This is a genomic window from Streptomyces sp. NPDC017943, assembly GCF_044328425.1.
Lineage (GTDB): Bacteria > Actinomycetota > Actinomycetes > Streptomycetales > Streptomycetaceae > Streptomyces > Streptomyces djakartensis_A.
In genome coordinates this window covers 592,750-608,425 of sequence record NZ_JBIRHH010000003.1, presented here as the reverse complement: position 1 = coordinate 608,425, position 15,676 = coordinate 592,750, and the positions used below count along the sequence as shown (strand labels likewise).

Genomic DNA, 15,676 nt, shown 5'->3' with positions numbered 1-15,676 from the left:
CACCCCCCGGCGCCCGCGGTGGCGCGGCCCCCCCGGCCTCCCAGTAATCCGGGGCCCCCCCCGCGCGGGGGCTGCGGGGCTCCCCGGCCCCGGGGCCGCCCCCCCCCCCCCCCCGGGGGGGGGGGGGCGCACGCCTCCGTGCGAGGGCAGCGGCACCGCTCGTGGAGCCGTGGGCGTCCTGCATCGCGTGAAGTCCAATCGGCTGGACTTACTGGTCTTGTATGCTGCACCGCGGCGGTCGTCCGGGATACGCACCCCAGGCGGGGGTTCCGGGCGGCCGTCCCCGACCGCACCCCCGAGGCAAGGCCCCCACCATGACACTCACCCTGACCGTGTCGGACGGCGTGCGCACCCTCGCGCCCGGCTTCACCCATGTCGCGATCGAGGCGCACGGCCTGGTCAACGGGCCGAGCACCGAGGCGAGTTCGGCCCTGCTGGACGACGCTGCCCGGCGGCTCGCGGCCCGCCTGGACGGCCGCGCACCGCACGAGGACCCGCACATGGCCGCCTGGCGCGAGACGTACACGGCCTTCGGTTCCAAGCCCTCCCGCACCCGCAACTCCGCCGAGGCGCTGGCCCGGCGGGCCCTGTCGGATGCGGGGCTGCCCCGTATCAACCTGCTCGTCGACCTCTACAACGCCGTGTCCGTCGCCCGTCTGATCCCCGTCGGCGGTGAGGACCTCGACCGGATCGAGGGTGAGATGCGCCTGGTCCGCGCCACGGGCGAGGAGGAGTTCGTGACCGTCGCCGGCGGCGAGGAGGTCGTCGAGCACCCGGGCCCGGGCGAGGTCGTCTGGTGCGACGACCGGGGCGTCACCTGCCGGCGCTGGAACTGGCGCCAGGGGCCGCGCACCCGCCTGACCGAGCGGACGACGTCAGGGGTCTTCCTGCTGGAGAGCCTCGCGCCGCTGCCCGTCGCCGAGGTGCAGGACGCCGCGCGGGAACTCGCCGAGCTGCTGGCGGAGTTCAGCCCGGGTGCCGACCTCGACGTCCGCGCCCCCGGGTCCGCCTGAGCGGGGGCGGCGGGGGCGGCGGGGGCGTCAGTGCGCTTCCGCCGCCCTGACCTGCTCCGGCGTCGGGGCCGTGCCGCCGAGGTGGGCCGGCATCCACCAGGTGTCGTCCGGGCCCTTCGGGCGCACCGGGTAGGCGCGCTGGGCGGCCTCCAGCAGTTCCTGCACGCGCTCGCGCACCTGCCGGGTCAGGGCACCCGCGTACTTGTCGCGGGAAGCCTCGATCGCCTCGCCCACCCGGATCGTGATCGGGATGTGGCTGCGCTTGAAGTTGCGAGGGTGGCCCTTGGTCCACAGCCGCTGCGTGCCCCACACCGCCATCGGGATCAGCGGCACGCCCGCCTCCTGCGCCAGGCGTGCGGCACCCGACTTGAAGCTCTTCAGCGTGAACGACGGCGAGATCGTCGCCTCGGGGAACACCCCGACGATCTCGCCCGAACGCAGTGAGTCCAGGGCGTGCGCGTACGCCGCCTCGCCCTGCTTGCGGTCCACCGGGATGTGCTTCATCCCGCGCATCAGCGGACCCGAGATGCGGTGCCGGAAGACCGACTCCTTCGCCATGAACCGCACCAGGCGCTTCTGGGGCAGCGCGGCCAGGCCGTTGAAGACGAAGTCCAGGTAGCTGATGTGGTTGCTGACCAGTACGGCGCCGCCCGAGCGCGGGATGTTCTCCGAACCCTGGCAGTCGATCTTGAGGTCCCACACCTTGAACAGCGTGCGGGCGAAGCCGACGACGGGACGGTAGACGAGCTCTGCCATGGGCGGTTCGGACCCTTCCTGCTCTGCCTGGGAAGGGATTCCCAGCGGACAAGTTACGCAGCCGTAGGTTTACGGCTTGTCGCAGATGGTGCCCCAAGAACGACCGGGTAGCCAGTCCTCGTGCCCGCGGCAGGCGAGATTCTCGTCACGTCGCTCGTGGATCTCACCTCGTGCTTTTACGTGCCCATTACCCCGCGCGCACGGTCGCGCGCCGCACGAGCAGGTACAACTCGCAGCCCAGGCAGTACCCGAACGCCGCATTGAGGAAGGCGGCGGCGAGCGCCGCGCCGGTCGCCGCGAGTCCCAGCCACCCGGGTCCCACGGCGAAGCCGACCAGTCCCAGCCCGGCGAAGAGCAGCCCCACCGCCTGGGCGAACCGCGGCGGTTCGGGCGCCTCGAACGCGGTCGGCGGCCCCAGCCGGGGCCGCAGGAACCGGGCGAACAGCACGCCGTACGGCGAGCGGCGCACCCCGCCCGCCGCGCCGAGCAGGAACGCCAGCGTCTGCCAGGCCAGCAGCCAGGCGCTGCCCGTGATCAGGACGACCGCCAGCACCACGGTCGTGACGACCGCGCCGAAACGCGGCCCTCTTGCGTCGATGTCCATGGGAACCAAGCATTCCGCAGCTCGGCGCACTTGAGGGGGCGGGAATCTTTGCGGTCTCGTGAACGCTTGCAGCAGGTGATGACCGGACTGGTGGTGTGCGTGGCGGTGCTCGCGGCGGCGAGCGCCCTCGGAGTGCTGCACAGGCGACGGAGCGGGAGGGTGCGGGTGCGCGGGCGGGACGACGGCAAGCGGCTCGACGCGGCGGATCTGGGCGCACAGCTGGGGGAACGGGCGACGCTGGTGCAGTTCTCCAGCGCGTTCTGCGCGCCCTGCCGCGCGACCCGGCGGGTGCTCGGCGAGGTGGCCGGGCTGGTCCCGGGTGTGGCGCACGTGGAGATCGACGCCGAGGCCCATCTGGACCTCGTGCGGCGGCTCGACGTCCTCAAGACACCGACGGTGCTGGTCCTCGACGCCGGCGGCCGGGTGGTGCGCAGAGCGGTGGGGCAGCCCCGCAAGGCCGACGTGATCGCCGCGCTCGGCGAGGCGGTGGACGGGGCGTGAGGCAGTCAGTGAGTCATCTCCCACAACGGGGAACGAACTTGACTGCGCCGACCATTTATCGTCAGCCTGACCGCATGCCTGCGGACCTCCTGACCACGACCGGCCTGCTGCGCTCGGTCTTCCGGCGGCACGCCGCGGGCGTCGCCGTCGTCACCGCCCGTGGCGAGGACGGCCCGGTGGGCTTCACCGCCACCTCCCTGACCTCGGTGTCCGCCGAGCCGCCCCTGTTCTCGTTCGGGGTCGGCACCGGCGCCTCCAGCTGGCCCGCGCTGGCCGGGGCCGGGCATGTGGGCGTCCACGTGCTCGGCGAGCACCAGCAGGAGCTGGCCGCCACCTTCGCCCGCAGCGGCGCCGACCGCTTCGCCCCGCCGACCGACTGGCGCGAGGGCCCCGAGGGCGTCCCCGTGCTCGACGGCGTGTCCGCCTGGCTGGTGGGCCGGATCGTGGCCCGGGTGCCCGCCGGGGACCACCGGCTCGTCATCGCCGAGGTGGTGCACGGGGCCGCCACGGGCACCGACCGCCCCCTGCTCTACCACCAGGGCTCCTTCCACCGGCTGGGTGGCTGACCGGCGCCTCTCCGCCGGGCTGCGCGACCGTCGAGTTCCGGTTACGCTGCGTTGCGAAGGTCACAGTTCAAAGCGCTTGCTTAGCGGGAACGAACTCTGTGTACTGACGAGTAATATTTCGCTCGGAGCGTGGGTCGCCCCGACCGGGATCGGCCGCTTGAGGCGCCTATGCTGCCTGCAAGAGGCAGCCGAGAAATGACGATGCAGTAGGAGAGCCGGCGTGAGCTTGAGGATCGTTGTCACTGTGAAGTACGTGCCCGACGCCACTGGCGACCGGCACTTCGCCGATGACCTGACCGTCGACCGGGACGACGTGGACGGTCTGCTCTCCGAGCTCGACGAGTACGCGGTCGAGCAGGCGCTGCAGATCTCCGAGAACTCCGACGACGACGTGGAGATCACCGTCCTGACGGTGGGCCCCGAGGACGCCAAGGACGCCCTGCGCAAGGCGCTGTCCATGGGCGCCGACAAGGCGATCCACGTCGAGGACGACGACATCCACGGCACCGACGCCATCGGCACCTCCCTGATCCTGGCGAAGGCGATCGAGAAGGCCGGCTACGACCTGGTCGTCTCCGGCATGGCCTCCACCGACGGCACCATGGGCATCGTCCCCGCGCTGCTCGCCGAGCGACTGGGCGTCCCGCAGGTCACCCTGCTCTCCGAGGTCTCGGTCGAGGACGGCACGGTCAAGGGCCGCCGCGACGGCGACGCCGCCTCGGAGAACCTGGAGGCCTCCCTGCCGGCGGTCGTGTCCGTGACCGACCAGTCGGGCGAGGCGCGCTACCCCTCCTTCAAGGGCATCATGGCGGCCAAGAAGAAGCCGGTGGAGTCCTGGGACCTGTCCGACCTCGACCTCGAGGCCGAGGAGGTCGGCCTGGAGGGCGCCTACACGGTCGTCGACGGCGCCACCGAGCGCCCGGCCCGTACCGCGGGCACGATCGTCAAGGACGAGGGCGAGGGCGGCAAGCAGCTCGCTGAGTTCCTCGCGGGCCAGAAGTTCATCTGAGCCCGATCGCCGACCGTCCCTCATCTTTCGCAAGCAGGAGAGAAGAAGTCCCATGGCTGAAGTTCTCGTCTACGTCGACCACGTGGACGGTGCCGTCCGCAAGCCCACCCTGGAGCTGCTGACCCTGGCCCGCCGCATCGGCGAGCCGGTCGCCGTCGCGCTGGGCAACGGCGCCGGTGACACCGCCGCCGCCCTCGCCGAGCACGGCGCGGTCAAGGTCCTCACGCACGAGGCCGCCGAGTACGCCGACTACCTGGTCGTGCCGAAGGTGGACGCCCTCCAGGCCGCCCACGAGGCCGTCTCCCCGGCCGCCGTGCTGGTGCCGTCCTCCGCCGAGGGCAAGGAGATCGCCGCCCGCCTGGCGCTGCGCCTGGGCTCCGGCATCATCACCGACGCCGTCGACCTGGAGGCCGGCGACGAGGGTCCGGTGGCCACCCAGTCGGTGTTCGCCGCGTCCTACACCACCAAGTCCCGTGTCTCCAAGGGCACTCCGGTCATCACGGTCAAGCCGAACAGCGCCGCCGTGGAGGCCGCCCCCGCCGCCGGCACCGTCGAGGCGCTGAGCGTGTCCTTCTCCGCGCAGGCCACCGGCACCAAGGTCACCGGCCGCACGCCGCGTGAGTCGACGGGCCGCCCGGAGCTGACCGAGGCCGCCATCGTGGTCTCCGGCGGCCGTGGTGTGAACGGCGCGGAGAACTTCGCGATCATCGAGGCCCTCGCCGACTCCCTCGGCGCGGCCGTGGGCGCCTCGCGTGCCGCGGTGGACGCCGGCTGGTACCCGCACACCAACCAGGTGGGCCAGACCGGCAAGTCGGTCTCGCCGCAGCTGTACATCGCCAACGGCATCTCCGGCGCGATCCAGCACCGTGCCGGCATGCAGACCTCGAAGACGATCGTCGCGGTCAACAAGGACGCCGAGGCCCCGATCTTCGACCTCGTCGACTACGGCGTCGTCGGCGACCTGTTCGACGTCGTCCCGGCCCTGACCGAGGAGATCAAGGCCCGCAAGGGCTGATCGCCCCCCCGGCGGCAGCAAGGGCCCCCGTGACCGGCCGGTCACGGGGGCCCTTGCTCATCCCAGGGTCATCGAGGCCTGCACGGGCAGATGGTCGCTCGGGTAGGTCCCGCCCAGGCTGAAGGTGTTCATCCAGGCCCGGTGCGTGGTCACCCCGGGGGTGGTGAGGATCCAGTCGATGCGCCGCCCGCCGGGCACGGGCGCCCGGTAGCGGTGGTACGTCCCGTACGCGGGCCCCCGCGCCGCCGCCTCGTCCCAGGCGTCCACCAGCCCGATCCCCAGCATGAGGTCGTACACCCGGTTGTGGTGGGCGGGCGCGTTGAAGTCGCCGGTGACGACGACGGGCAGCGAGCGGTCCCAGCCGGCGATCGTCTCGCCGATGAGCCCCGCGGAGCGCGTGCGGGCGTACTGGCTGACACTGTCCAGGTGGGTGTTGAGGACGTAGAACTCCCGGCCGCCGTCGGCGAGATCGGCGAAGCGCACCCAGGTCACCATGCGCAGCCAGTCCGCGTCCCAGGTGTTCGACGCGATCGTGTACGGGGTGTCCGACAGCCAGAAGTGATCGAACTCGATCGGGTCGAGTCGGCGCGTGTCGTAGAAGATCGCCATGAACTCGTCCTTGCTGCCGCCCCCGCGTCCGGTGCCGATCCAGTCGTAGTGCGCGCCGAGATCCTTCTCGATCGTGCGCACCTGGCCGTAGAGCCCTTCCTGGGTGCCGATGACGTGGGGTCTCTCGCGGCGCAGCAGTTCGCGCATCACCGGCCGGCGCACGGACCAGGGCGGTGTCTCGTCGACGACGGTCGCGAAGCGCACGTTGAACGTCATGACGTCCAGGGCACCCGGGTGCTCGCCGGCGGCGGCGGACCGGGTCGGGCCCGCGGTGGTGAGCAGCGGCCCCGCGGCGGCGGCCGCGGCCACCGCCTTGAGCCCGTGTCGGCGCGTCACTCCGGCCTCGTTCGGCACGTGATCCACTCCCTCGCACGTCAGGATGATGGTTGTCTGCTCAATACGGAAGAGAGGGGCGGGATTGCAGCGATTGCGGGGCACGGATGCGCGATCACCGTCCCGACGGTGTTGACCAGGCCGGAGGTCGGCCGATAACTTCGCTCTACGGATTGTTGATTCCGTAGAGTGGAAAACAGGAGGGTTCCGGAATGGGTCAGGGCCAGCAGGAGAAGGTGGCGACGAGCCTCGCGGGCGCCGTCAGCGAGGAGATCAGCGCCGCCCTCGCGCCGGTCGACGCGGAACTGGAGCGCCGCTACCCCGGAGACCCCGGCACCCGCCAGCCCGTGCACACCGTCTACGTGCCCGGTGACGCCTTCGCCGCCGACACGCTGCGCACCTGGGGCGACCGGGCCCTGGCCGCCCTCGACGAGCACGCCCCGGACGCCGCCTCCCTCGCCGCCGTCCTCGGCCTGCCCGAGGATCTCGCCGAACCCGTTCACGCCCGGGTGCGCGCCAAACTGGAGCGCGAGCCGATCGAGGACCTGCGCGTCGACTTCGAGGACGGCTACGGCAACCGCCCCGACGCCGAGGAGGACGAGGCCGCCGCCCGCGCCGCCCGCATCGTCGCCGAGGCGTACGCGCAGGGCACCGCCGCCCCGTACATGGGCATCCGCATGAAGTGCATGGAAGCGCCCGTGCGCGCCCGCGGTATCCGGACCCTCGACATCTTCCTCACCGGCCTGATCGAGGCCGGCGGCCTGCCCGCCGGGCTGGTCCTCACCCTGCCCAAGGTGACCTACGCCGAGCAGGTCACGGCCATGGCCCGGCTGCTGGACGCCTTCGAGAAGACCCACGGCCTCGAACCCGGCCGCATCGGCTTCGAGATCCAGATCGAGACCAGCCAGTCCATCCTCGCCGCCGACGGCACCGCCACCGTCGCCCGCATGATCCAGGCCGCCGAGGGCCGTGCCACCGGACTGCACTACGGCACCTTCGACTACAGCGCCTGCCTCGGCGTCTCCGCCGCCCACCAGGCCAGCGACCACCCGGCCGCCGACCACGCCAAGGCCGTCATGCAGGTCGCCGCGGCCGGCACGGGCGTACGGGTCTGCGACGGCTCCACCAACGTCCTGCCCGTCGGCCCCACCGAGAAGGTCCACGCCGCCTGGCGCCTGCACTACGGCCTCACCCGCCGCGCCCTGGCCCGCGCGTACTACCAGGGCTGGGACATGCACCCTGGGCACATCCCCACCCGCTACGCGGCCGTCTTCGCCTTCTACCGCGAGGGCTTCGAGCAGGCCGCCGCCCGGCTCACCCGCTACGCCAACCGCTCCGGCGGCGACGTCATGGACGAGCCCGCCACCGCCAAGGCCCTCAGCGGCTACCTGCTGCGCGGCCTGGACTGCGGCGCGCTGGACATCGGGGAGGTCGCCCGGCTGACCGGTCTGACCCGCGCCGATCTGGAGGGCTTCGCGATGCCCCGGCGCGGGGACCTGACGGCGTCCGCCTGAGGCCCGGCGGCACCCGCACGCACCGGCTCTGCCGCAGCCGCCGTCGACGAAGCGCGCACCCGCACGGTCGGTGAACCGCGCACCTGCACGGACGACGGCGGCAGTGGGGAGGTGGGGGCGGCGATGTCTACGTCAGGGGCGGCGGCGTCGCACCGGTTCCCGGGCTGCCGTACTGCTGGGCCCGCGCCGACCACACCGCCGCGTACCGTTCGAGCCCCGACGCCGTCACCAGGCCCTCCTCGGCGAACAGCCGCGTACCCCGCTCGCACAGCCGCCGGTCGGCCCGGGCCCGTGCACAGAACTCCTCGGGCAGGGTGCCGAACAGCTCCCGCAGCCGCGGGAGTTCCGCCAGCAGGCCGCCGAGCAGCTCCCGTTGGCCCGGGTGGACCCGCCGCGCGCCGGTGCCGTCGTGCAGGACGCCGTGCCGGTTGACGTAGGCGAACACCCCGGGCAGGCGGCTGCCGTCGGCGAGTTCGACCGTGACGCCGGGGTCGGGCAGCCACGCCCGGTCGAAGTTGCCGCCCGGCATGGGCACGCCCTCGCTGGCGTCGATCGCCGCGAGCTGCCCCCCGTCGAGCCAGAGGACGAACAACTCCCGTACCGTGCCCGGCGCGAGGACCGGAGAGGCCGAGACGTACCCGGCGCGGCTGACGTGGGCCGACACCCCCGCGTCGACACCGGTGACCCGGGCCTTCACCATCGGCAGCGGCGACGTCGTCCCGGCCTCGCGCAGCTTGTGCCGCAGCTGGCCCGGGCAGCCGTTGGAGCCGATGGCGAGGACCGGCGTGCGGTCCTCGTGGCGGAGGCGGTCCAGCGGCAGGAACCGGTCGCCGTCGAGCAGCCCGGAAGCGGCCGGCCACGCGCCGGGATAGAGCAGCGGCTCCTGGCGCGGCACCCCGTCCAGTCCGAGTGCCCGCAGCGTGCGGTCCGCCTGCCCGCCCACGGCCGCTCAGTCCGCCGGCGGCAGCTCGCCCGAGCCGCGGGTGATCAGACGGGTCGGCAGCTCGATGCGCTCGGGCGTGACCGAGGAGCCGTCGAGCTGCCGGAAGAGACGTTCCGCCGCGGTGCGGCCGATGGCCGCGGCGTCCTGGGCCACGACCGTGACGCCCGGCTGGAGCAGGTCGGCGAGCTCGATGTCGTCGAACCCCACGAGGGCGACGCGGCGGGAGTGCGCGGCGAGCACCCGGATCACGGTGACCGTCACGCGGTTGTTGCCGGCGAATATCGCGGTGACCGGGTCGGGGCCGGACAGCATCTCCTCGGCGGCCCGGCGCACCCGCTCGGGGTCGGTGACGCCGAGGGACATCCAGGGGGCCGCCACCGGTATCCCCGCGTCCTCCATCGCGGCCCGGTAGCCGCGCAGCCGCTCGGCGGCCGTGTGGATGCGGGGCATGTCGCCGATGAAGCCGATCCTGCGGTGACCCTGGGCGATGAGGTGGGCGACCCCGTCGCGGGCACCGCCGAAGTTGTCCGAGAGCACCACGTCGGCCTCGATGTGCCCGGCCGGGCGGTCCACGAACACCGTGGCCACACCCGCCTTCAGCTCCGGCTCCAGATACCGGTGGTCGTCCCCGGCGGGAATGACCACCAGCCCGTCCACCCGCCGCGCGCACAGGGCCAGCACCAGTTCCTGCTCCCGGTCCGGGTCCTCGGCGCTGGAGCCGTTGATCAGCAGGGCCCCGTGCGCCCGGGCGACCTCCTCCACGGCGCGGCTCAGCGGTCCGTAGAACGGGTCGGCGAGGTCCTCCAGGACCAGTCCGATGCTGGCGGTGCGGCCCTTGCGGAGCACCCGCGCGCTGTCGTTGCGGCGAAACCCCAGGGCGTCGATCGCCTCCTGGACCCGTCGCTCCGTCTCCGGCGTGACGCCGGGCTCGCCGTTCACGACCCGGGAGACCGTCTTCAGGCCGACCCCGGCCCGGGCGGCCACGTCCTTCATGGTCGGACGGTTGCCGTAGCGCGTGGCGGATCGAAGGTGGGTCTGGGGCACGGTGCGCTGTCCTGTCCTGTCGTCCACGGGGTGCGTAGGTCCGGGGTGTTGTATGAGGATGTGGCGTCGAGCATAGAGCCTGGACAACGTTGTCAGCCTCGGGAGAGACTGTCCACCGCGCTCTCCGGCCCGCCTCCGACGGCGGAGCCGGTATGTGGTTTGCCCTGTTCGATGGCTGTTCTCGGCATTTTTCATATGGTTCACGGGGAGATCCGACACTGATGCACACCGACCTAGTGGCCGCGCTCGACATCGGCGGCACCAAGATCGCCGGCGCTCTCGTGGACGGGGGCGGCCGGATCCTGGTCCGCGCCCAGCGGCCGACGCCCGCCCGCGAGGACGGCGACACCGTGATGCGGGCCGTGGAAGCGGTGCTCGGCGAGCTCACCGCCTCCCCGCTGTGGGGGCGGGCCGCGGCGGTCGGGATCGGCAGCGCAGGGCCCGTGGACGCCTCGGCGGGAACGGTGAGCCCGGTGAACGTGCCCGGCTGGCGCGACTACCCGCTGGTGTCGCGGGTCCGCGCCGCCGCCGGCAATCTGCCCGTGGAGCTGATCGGCGACGGTGTGGCGATCACGGCCGCCGAGCACTGGCAGGGCGCCGCCCGCGGCCACGACAACGCGCTGTGCATGGTGGTCTCCACGGGCGTCGGCGGCGGCCTGGTGCTCGGCGGGCGGCTGCACGCCGGGCCCACCGGCAACGCCGGTCACATCGGCCACATCAGTGTCGATCTTGACGGCGATCTGTGCCCGTGCGGCTCGCACGGGTGCGTGGAGCGCCTCGCGAGCGGCCCCAACATCGCCCGGCGCGCCCTGGAGGACGGCTGGCGGCCCGGCCCCGACGGGGACACCTCCGCCGCCGCGGTGGCCGCCGCGGCCCGGGCCGGCGACGCGGTCGCCGTCGCGTCCTTCGAGCGGGCCGCACAGGCCCTGGCGGCGGGGATCGCGGCCACGGCCACCCTTGTGGAGATCGACATCGCAGTGATCGGCGGCGGTGTGGGCAAGGCCGGTGAGGTCCTCTTCGCCCCGCTGCGCAAGGCCCTCGGCGCCTACGCGACATTGTCCTTCGTCCGGAACCTGACCGTCGCGCCCGCCCAGATGGGCACCGACGCCGGCCTGGTGGGCGCCGCCGCGGCGGCCCTGGCGAAGCGGGCCGACCCGGCGGCGGCGGGCGTCTGAGACCCGGCAGGAACGTTCAGGCACCGCCCGTCCCGCGTACCGGTCCTCGCGGGCGGCCGGGCCACGGCGCAGGGCGGGACGCTCGAGCGCCGGTACCCGTCCTCGCGGGCAGTCGGGCCGCGGTGTAAGGCAGGACGCTCCTGCGCCGTGACGCCGGTGAGCTGCTCCCGCCGGGGTCGGTCCGGCCGTCCGGCTGAGGCCGTCGACCCCGGTACCCGCGCGCCTCCCGGCCTCCCTGCCTTCGGCTCCCTGTCCTCGGCCACCCGGCCTTCGGCTCCCGGTCCCCGGTCCCCGGTCCCCGGCCCAGGCCTCCGGCCCCCGGCTTCCCGGCCCGCGGCCCCCCGGGCCTCTCGGCCCGCGGCCTCCCGGCCTCTCGGCCCGCGGCCTCCCGGCCTCCGGCCTCCCGGCCCCGGCGTCCCGGCTCCCGGCCCCGGCCCCGGCGTCCCGGCTCCCGGCCCCGGCGTCCCGGCTCCCGGCCCCGGCGTCCCGGCGTCCCGGCTCCCGGCCCCGGCGTCCCGGCTCCCGGCCTCCCGGCCTCCCGGCCTCCCGGCTCCCGGCCTCCGGCCTCCCGGCCTCCCGGCTCCCGGCCTCCCGGCCCCCGGCCTCCGGCCTCCCGGCCCCCGGCCTCCCGGCCTCCCGGCCCGCGGCCTCCCGGCCCCCGGCCTCCCCGCCCCCGGCCTCCCCGCCCCCGGCCTCCGGCCGCCGACCCCGCCGACCCCCCGTCCTCGGGTCGGACGGCGTGCCGCCGGGCGGGCGTGCCGTCGGCCGGGGGGTTCGGCGCGCGTGGTACGCAACGGGACCGCGAGCCGTGCCGCCCGGAATGGCAGGTCCGTCTCGAAAATCGACCGCATGTCCGTGCGATGTGGCACGATCACGCGTGTGAGCAGCAGCAGACCCGTCCCGGAGCAGCGCCTGCGCGATCTCGCCCGGCTGCGCCGGGTCAAGGACCGGATCGACCGGGAGTTCGCCCAGCCCCTGGACGTGGAGGCGCTGGCCCGGGGAGTGCACATGTCGGCCGGGCACCTCAGCCGCGCGTTCCGGCAGGCCTACGGGGAATCGCCGTACAGCTACCTGATGACCCGGCGCATCGAGCGGGCGATGGCGCTGCTGCGCCGCGGCGACCTCAGCGTCACCGAGGTGTGCTTCGAGGTCGGCTGCTCCTCGCTCGGCACCTTCAGCACCCGCTTCACCGAACTGGTCGGCATGCCGCCCAGCACCTACCGGCGCGAGGCCGCACGCGCCACCGCGGGCATCCCGTCGTGCGTGGCCAAGCAGGTCACCAGACCGGTCAGGAATCGAGAAGCGCCCACCGCGAGCCGAAACTAGCGTGATGGCCATGGACCTCACCATTCACGCCAGCTTCCTCCCGCACGACGACCCGGACGCCGCCCTGGCGTTCTACCGCGACACCCTCGGCTTCGACGTACGCAACGACGTCGGCTACGGGGGCATGCGCTGGATCACGGTCGGTCCCGCCGGCCAGCCCGACACCAACATCGTGCTGCACCCCCCGGCCGCCGACCCCGGCGTCACCGACGAGGAGCGCCGCACCGTCGCCGAGATGATGGCCAAGGGCACCTACGGCGGCATCGTGCTGGCCACCACCGACGTCGACGGCGTCTTCGAACGGCTCCAGGCCGGTGACGCCGAGGTCGTGCAGGAACCGGTGGACCAGCCCTACGGGGTCCGCGACTGCGCCTTCCGCGACCCCGCGGGCAACATGATCCGGATCCAGGAGCAGAAGCCGCGGTAGCCACCCGGCACGACCCGTCCCACCGCGCTCCCGCGGCACCGCGGGAGCGCACCCCCCGCGCCCTGCCCGACCGGCCCGGCGCGGGGGCGAGATCGCCCGAGCGCGGCAGGCCCGCCCGACAGATGGAGACACCATGAGCAAGGCCAGGACGACGCACGGACAGCCGCCCGGGCCGCACGTCGCCGACAGCCACGACGTGATCCGCGTGCACGGCGCGCGCGAGAACAACCTCAAGGACGTCAGCATCGAGATCCCCAAGCGCCGGCTGACGGTCTTCACCGGCGTCTCGGGATCGGGCAAGAGCTCGCTGGTGTTCGACACGATCGCGGCGGAGTCGCAGCGGCTGATCAACGAGACCTACAGCGCCTTCCTCCAGGGGTTCATGCCCAACCGGGCGCGCCCCGAGGTCGACGTGCTCGACGGGCTGACCACCGCGATCGCCGTCGACCAGCAGCGCATGGGCGGTGACCCGCGCTCCACGGTCGGCACGGCCACGGACGCCAACGCCATGCTGCGCATCCTCTTCAGCAGGCTCGCCGAGCCGCACATCGGCCCGCCCAGCGCGTACTCCTTCAACACCGCCTCCGTCAGCGCGTCCGGCGGCATCCGCGTCGAACGCGGCGCGGAGAAGACCAGGACGGTCAAGGCGACCTTCTCCCGCACCGGCGGCATGTGCACCCGCTGCGAGGGCCGCGGCAAGGTCTCCGACATCGACCTCACCCAGCTCTACGACGACTCGAAGTCGATCTCCGAAGGCGCGTTCACCATCCCCGGCTGGAAGTCGGACAACGTGTGGACCGTCGGCCTGTACGCCCAGTCCGGCTTCCTCGACCCGGACAAGCCGATCCGCCGGTTCACCAAGAAGGAGATGCAGGCCTTCCTCTACGGGGAGCCGACCAAGGTCAAGGTCAACGGCGTCAACCTCACCTACGAGGGCCTGATCCCCAAGATCCAGAAGTCGTTCCTGTCCAAGGACAAGGAGGCCATGCAGCCGCACATCCGGGCCTTCGTGGAACGCGCGGTCACCTTCACCAGCTGCCCCGAGTGCGACGGCACCCGGCTCAGCGAGGCCGCCCGGAACTCGCGGATCGGCGAGCTCTCCATCGCCGACGCGTGTGCCATGGAGATCCGGGACCTGGCCGAGTGGGTCCGGCAGCTGGCCGAGCCGTCGGTGGCGCCGCTGCTCACCGCACTGCAGGGCACGCTCGACTCCTTCGTCGAGATCGGCCTCGGCTACCTCGCGCTGGACCGGCCGGCCGGCACCCTCTCCGGCGGCGAGGCGCAGCGCGTGAAGATGATCCGCCACCTGGGCTCCTCGCTCACCGACGTCACCTACGTCTTCGACGAGCCGACCGTCGGACTGCACCCGCACGACATCCAGCGGATGAACGACCTGCTGCTGCGGCTGCGGGACAAGGGCAACACGGTCCTGGTCGTCGAGCACAAGCCGGAGGCCATCGAGGTCGCCGACCACGTCGTGGACCTCGGCCCGGGCGCCGGCACGGCGGGCGGGGCCGTCTGCTTCGAGGGCACGGTCGAGGGCCTGCGCCGCGCCGACACCGTCACCGGGCGGCACCTCGACGACCGGGCCAGGATCAAGGAGAGCTTCCGCGAGCCCACCGGTGCCCTGGAGATCCGCGGAGCCTCGGCGAACAACCTGCAGGACGTCGACGTGGACGTCCCGCTGGGCGTCCTCACGGTCGTCACGGGTGTCGCCGGTTCCGGCAAGAGCTCGCTCCTGCACGGGTCCATGCCGGCCGACGCGGGCGTGATCGCCGTCGACCAGAGCCCCATCAAGGGCTCGCGGCGCAGCAACCCCGCCACGTACACCGGGCTGCTCGACCCCATCCGCAAGGCGTTCGCCAAGGCCAACGGTGTGAAGCCGGCCCTGTTCAGCGCCAACTCCGAGGGTGCGTGCCCCACCTGCAACGGCGCCGGGGTCATCTACGTCGACCTGGGGATGATGGCCGGCGTCGACACTCCGTGCGAGGACTGCGAGGGCAAGCGGTTCCAGGCCTCGGTCCTGGAGTACCGCCTCGGCGGCCGGGACATCAGCGAGGTGCTGGCGATGCCGGTGTCGGAGGCCGAGGAGTTCTTCGCCGCCGGAGAGGCCCGCACCCCGGCCGCGCACCGGTTCCTGGAGCGATTGGCCGACGTCGGGCTCGGCTACCTCACCCTCGGCCAGCCGCTCACGACGCTGTCGGGCGGCGAGCGGCAGCGGCTGAAACTGGCCACGCACATGGGCGACAAGGGCGGCGTCTACGTCCTGGACGAGCCGACCACCGGCCTGCACCTCGCGGACGTGGAGCAACTGCTCGGTCTGCTCGACCGGCTGGTCGACTCCGGCAAGTCGGTCATCGTGATCGAGCACCACCAGGCCGTGATGGCCCACGCCGACTGGATCATCGACCTGGGGCCCGGCGCCGGTCACGACGGCGGCCGCGTCGTCTTCGAGGGCACCCCGGCCGACCTGGTCGAGGCCCGCTCCACGCTGACCGGGCAGCACCTCGCGGCGTACGTGGGAGGTTGAGAGCGGGCGGCTCCTGGAGGGTCGGCCGAACGGCCCCCTCCGGAGGGCGCCGGCCGCCCGGGCCGCCGACGCTGGGGGCATGGCTTCCGCGAAACCCGTCGTGGTCTACCCGCCCGCCGCGGACAACGGCAGGCGGGTCCGGGTCGACGACCAGTTCCTCGGGATCGCCTACGGACTGCTGGACGTCGCCGAGTTCCTCCGCCGGGCGGGCATCGAGGACGCCGACGAGGCGTACGTGGCGGCGACGGGGCTGATCGAGTGGCGCGGTGGGGGACCGGACGCCTGGGGCGGCGGCTGACCGGGGCACCGGC

16 protein-coding genes are annotated in these 15,676 nt (G+C 73.2%); 11 read left to right on the top strand and 5 right to left on the bottom strand.

Going from position 1 to position 15,676, the window contains the following annotated elements; genetic code table 11:
- The first annotated feature begins 314 nt into the window (after positions 1-314).
- Positions 315-1,013 (top strand): B3/4 domain-containing protein, encoded by a 699-nt coding sequence (locus ACH4C6_RS12170; protein WP_398108472.1) that lies wholly within the window; start codon positions 315-317, stop codon positions 1,011-1,013.
- 27 nt (positions 1,014-1,040) lie between these two features.
- On the opposite strand, the gene ACH4C6_RS12165 is transcribed toward ACH4C6_RS12170, so the two are convergent.
- Positions 1,041-1,769, bottom strand: coding sequence for a lysophospholipid acyltransferase family protein (locus ACH4C6_RS12165; RefSeq protein WP_398108471.1), 729 nt, complete (start codon positions 1,767-1,769; stop codon positions 1,041-1,043).
- A gap of 187 nt (positions 1,770-1,956) precedes the next feature.
- Positions 1,957-2,373, bottom strand: a complete 417-nt coding sequence (locus tag ACH4C6_RS12160; RefSeq protein ID WP_398108470.1) for a DUF4395 domain-containing protein — start codon at positions 2,371-2,373, stop codon at positions 1,957-1,959.
- A gap of 78 nt (positions 2,374-2,451) precedes the next feature.
- On the opposite strand from ACH4C6_RS12160, the gene ACH4C6_RS12155 reads away from it, so the two are divergent.
- The 4 genes from ACH4C6_RS12155 (at position 2,452) to ACH4C6_RS12140 (ending at position 5,464) form a co-directional block, all read left to right on the top strand.
- Entirely contained in the window at positions 2,452-2,874 is a 423-nt protein-coding gene (locus tag ACH4C6_RS12155; protein ID WP_398108715.1) for a thioredoxin family protein, read from the top strand.
- Between the two features lie 74 nt (positions 2,875-2,948).
- Positions 2,949-3,440 (top strand): flavin reductase family protein, encoded by a 492-nt coding sequence (locus tag ACH4C6_RS12150; RefSeq protein WP_398108469.1) that lies wholly within the window; start codon positions 2,949-2,951, stop codon positions 3,438-3,440.
- Positions 3,441-3,660: 220 nt separating this feature from the next.
- Entirely contained in the window at positions 3,661-4,449 is a 789-nt protein-coding gene (locus tag ACH4C6_RS12145) for an electron transfer flavoprotein subunit beta/FixA family protein (RefSeq protein WP_398108468.1), read from the top strand.
- A 52-nt stretch (positions 4,450-4,501) separates the two neighbouring features.
- Positions 4,502-5,464, top strand: a complete 963-nt coding sequence (locus ACH4C6_RS12140) for an electron transfer flavoprotein subunit alpha/FixB family protein (protein WP_398108467.1) — start codon at positions 4,502-4,504, stop codon at positions 5,462-5,464.
- Positions 5,465-5,521: 57 nt separating this feature from the next.
- Here the strand turns inward: ACH4C6_RS12140 and ACH4C6_RS12135 are convergent, their stop codons facing one another.
- Positions 5,522-6,427: an endonuclease/exonuclease/phosphatase family protein gene (locus ACH4C6_RS12135; RefSeq protein ID WP_398108466.1), complete on the bottom strand. Its 906-nt coding sequence runs from the start codon at positions 6,425-6,427 to the stop codon at positions 5,522-5,524.
- 191 nt (positions 6,428-6,618) lie between these two features.
- Between ACH4C6_RS12135 and ACH4C6_RS12130 the strand changes: the two genes are divergently transcribed.
- Positions 6,619-7,920 carry a DUF6986 family protein gene (locus ACH4C6_RS12130; protein ID WP_398108465.1) on the top strand — a complete coding sequence of 434 codons (1,302 nt, stop codon included), beginning with the start codon at positions 6,619-6,621 and terminating at the stop codon, positions 7,918-7,920.
- Positions 7,921-8,047: 127 nt separating this feature from the next.
- Here the strand turns inward: ACH4C6_RS12130 and ACH4C6_RS12125 are convergent, their stop codons facing one another.
- Positions 8,048-8,863, bottom strand: a complete 816-nt coding sequence (locus ACH4C6_RS12125; protein WP_398108464.1) for a hypothetical protein — start codon at positions 8,861-8,863, stop codon at positions 8,048-8,050.
- Between the two features lie 6 nt (positions 8,864-8,869).
- Positions 8,870-9,934 (bottom strand): LacI family DNA-binding transcriptional regulator, encoded by a 1,065-nt coding sequence (locus ACH4C6_RS12120; RefSeq protein ID WP_398108463.1) that lies wholly within the window; start codon positions 9,932-9,934, stop codon positions 8,870-8,872.
- A 194-nt stretch (positions 9,935-10,128) separates the two neighbouring features.
- Here ACH4C6_RS12120 and ACH4C6_RS12115 point away from each other — a divergent pair, with 194 nt between their 5' ends.
- The 5 genes from ACH4C6_RS12115 (at position 10,129) to ACH4C6_RS12095 (ending at position 15,663) form a co-directional block, all read left to right on the top strand.
- A complete protein-coding gene (locus ACH4C6_RS12115; protein ID WP_398108462.1) occupies positions 10,129-11,082 on the top strand; it encodes an ROK family protein in 954 nt (317 codons plus the stop codon).
- 849 nt (positions 11,083-11,931) lie between these two features.
- On the top strand, positions 11,932-12,408 hold the full coding sequence (locus ACH4C6_RS12110) for a helix-turn-helix transcriptional regulator (RefSeq protein WP_398108461.1): 477 nt from the start codon (positions 11,932-11,934) through the stop codon (positions 12,406-12,408).
- A gap of 10 nt (positions 12,409-12,418) precedes the next feature.
- Positions 12,419-12,835: a VOC family protein gene (locus ACH4C6_RS12105; RefSeq protein WP_398108460.1), complete on the top strand. Its 417-nt coding sequence runs from the start codon at positions 12,419-12,421 to the stop codon at positions 12,833-12,835.
- A gap of 133 nt (positions 12,836-12,968) precedes the next feature.
- On the top strand, positions 12,969-15,365 hold the full coding sequence (locus ACH4C6_RS12100; protein ID WP_398108459.1) for an ATP-binding cassette domain-containing protein: 2,397 nt from the start codon (positions 12,969-12,971) through the stop codon (positions 15,363-15,365).
- A gap of 79 nt (positions 15,366-15,444) precedes the next feature.
- Positions 15,445-15,663 carry a hypothetical protein gene (locus tag ACH4C6_RS12095; protein WP_398108458.1) on the top strand — a complete coding sequence of 73 codons (219 nt, stop codon included), beginning with the start codon at positions 15,445-15,447 and terminating at the stop codon, positions 15,661-15,663.
- The last annotated feature ends 13 nt before the right edge of the window (positions 15,664-15,676 follow it).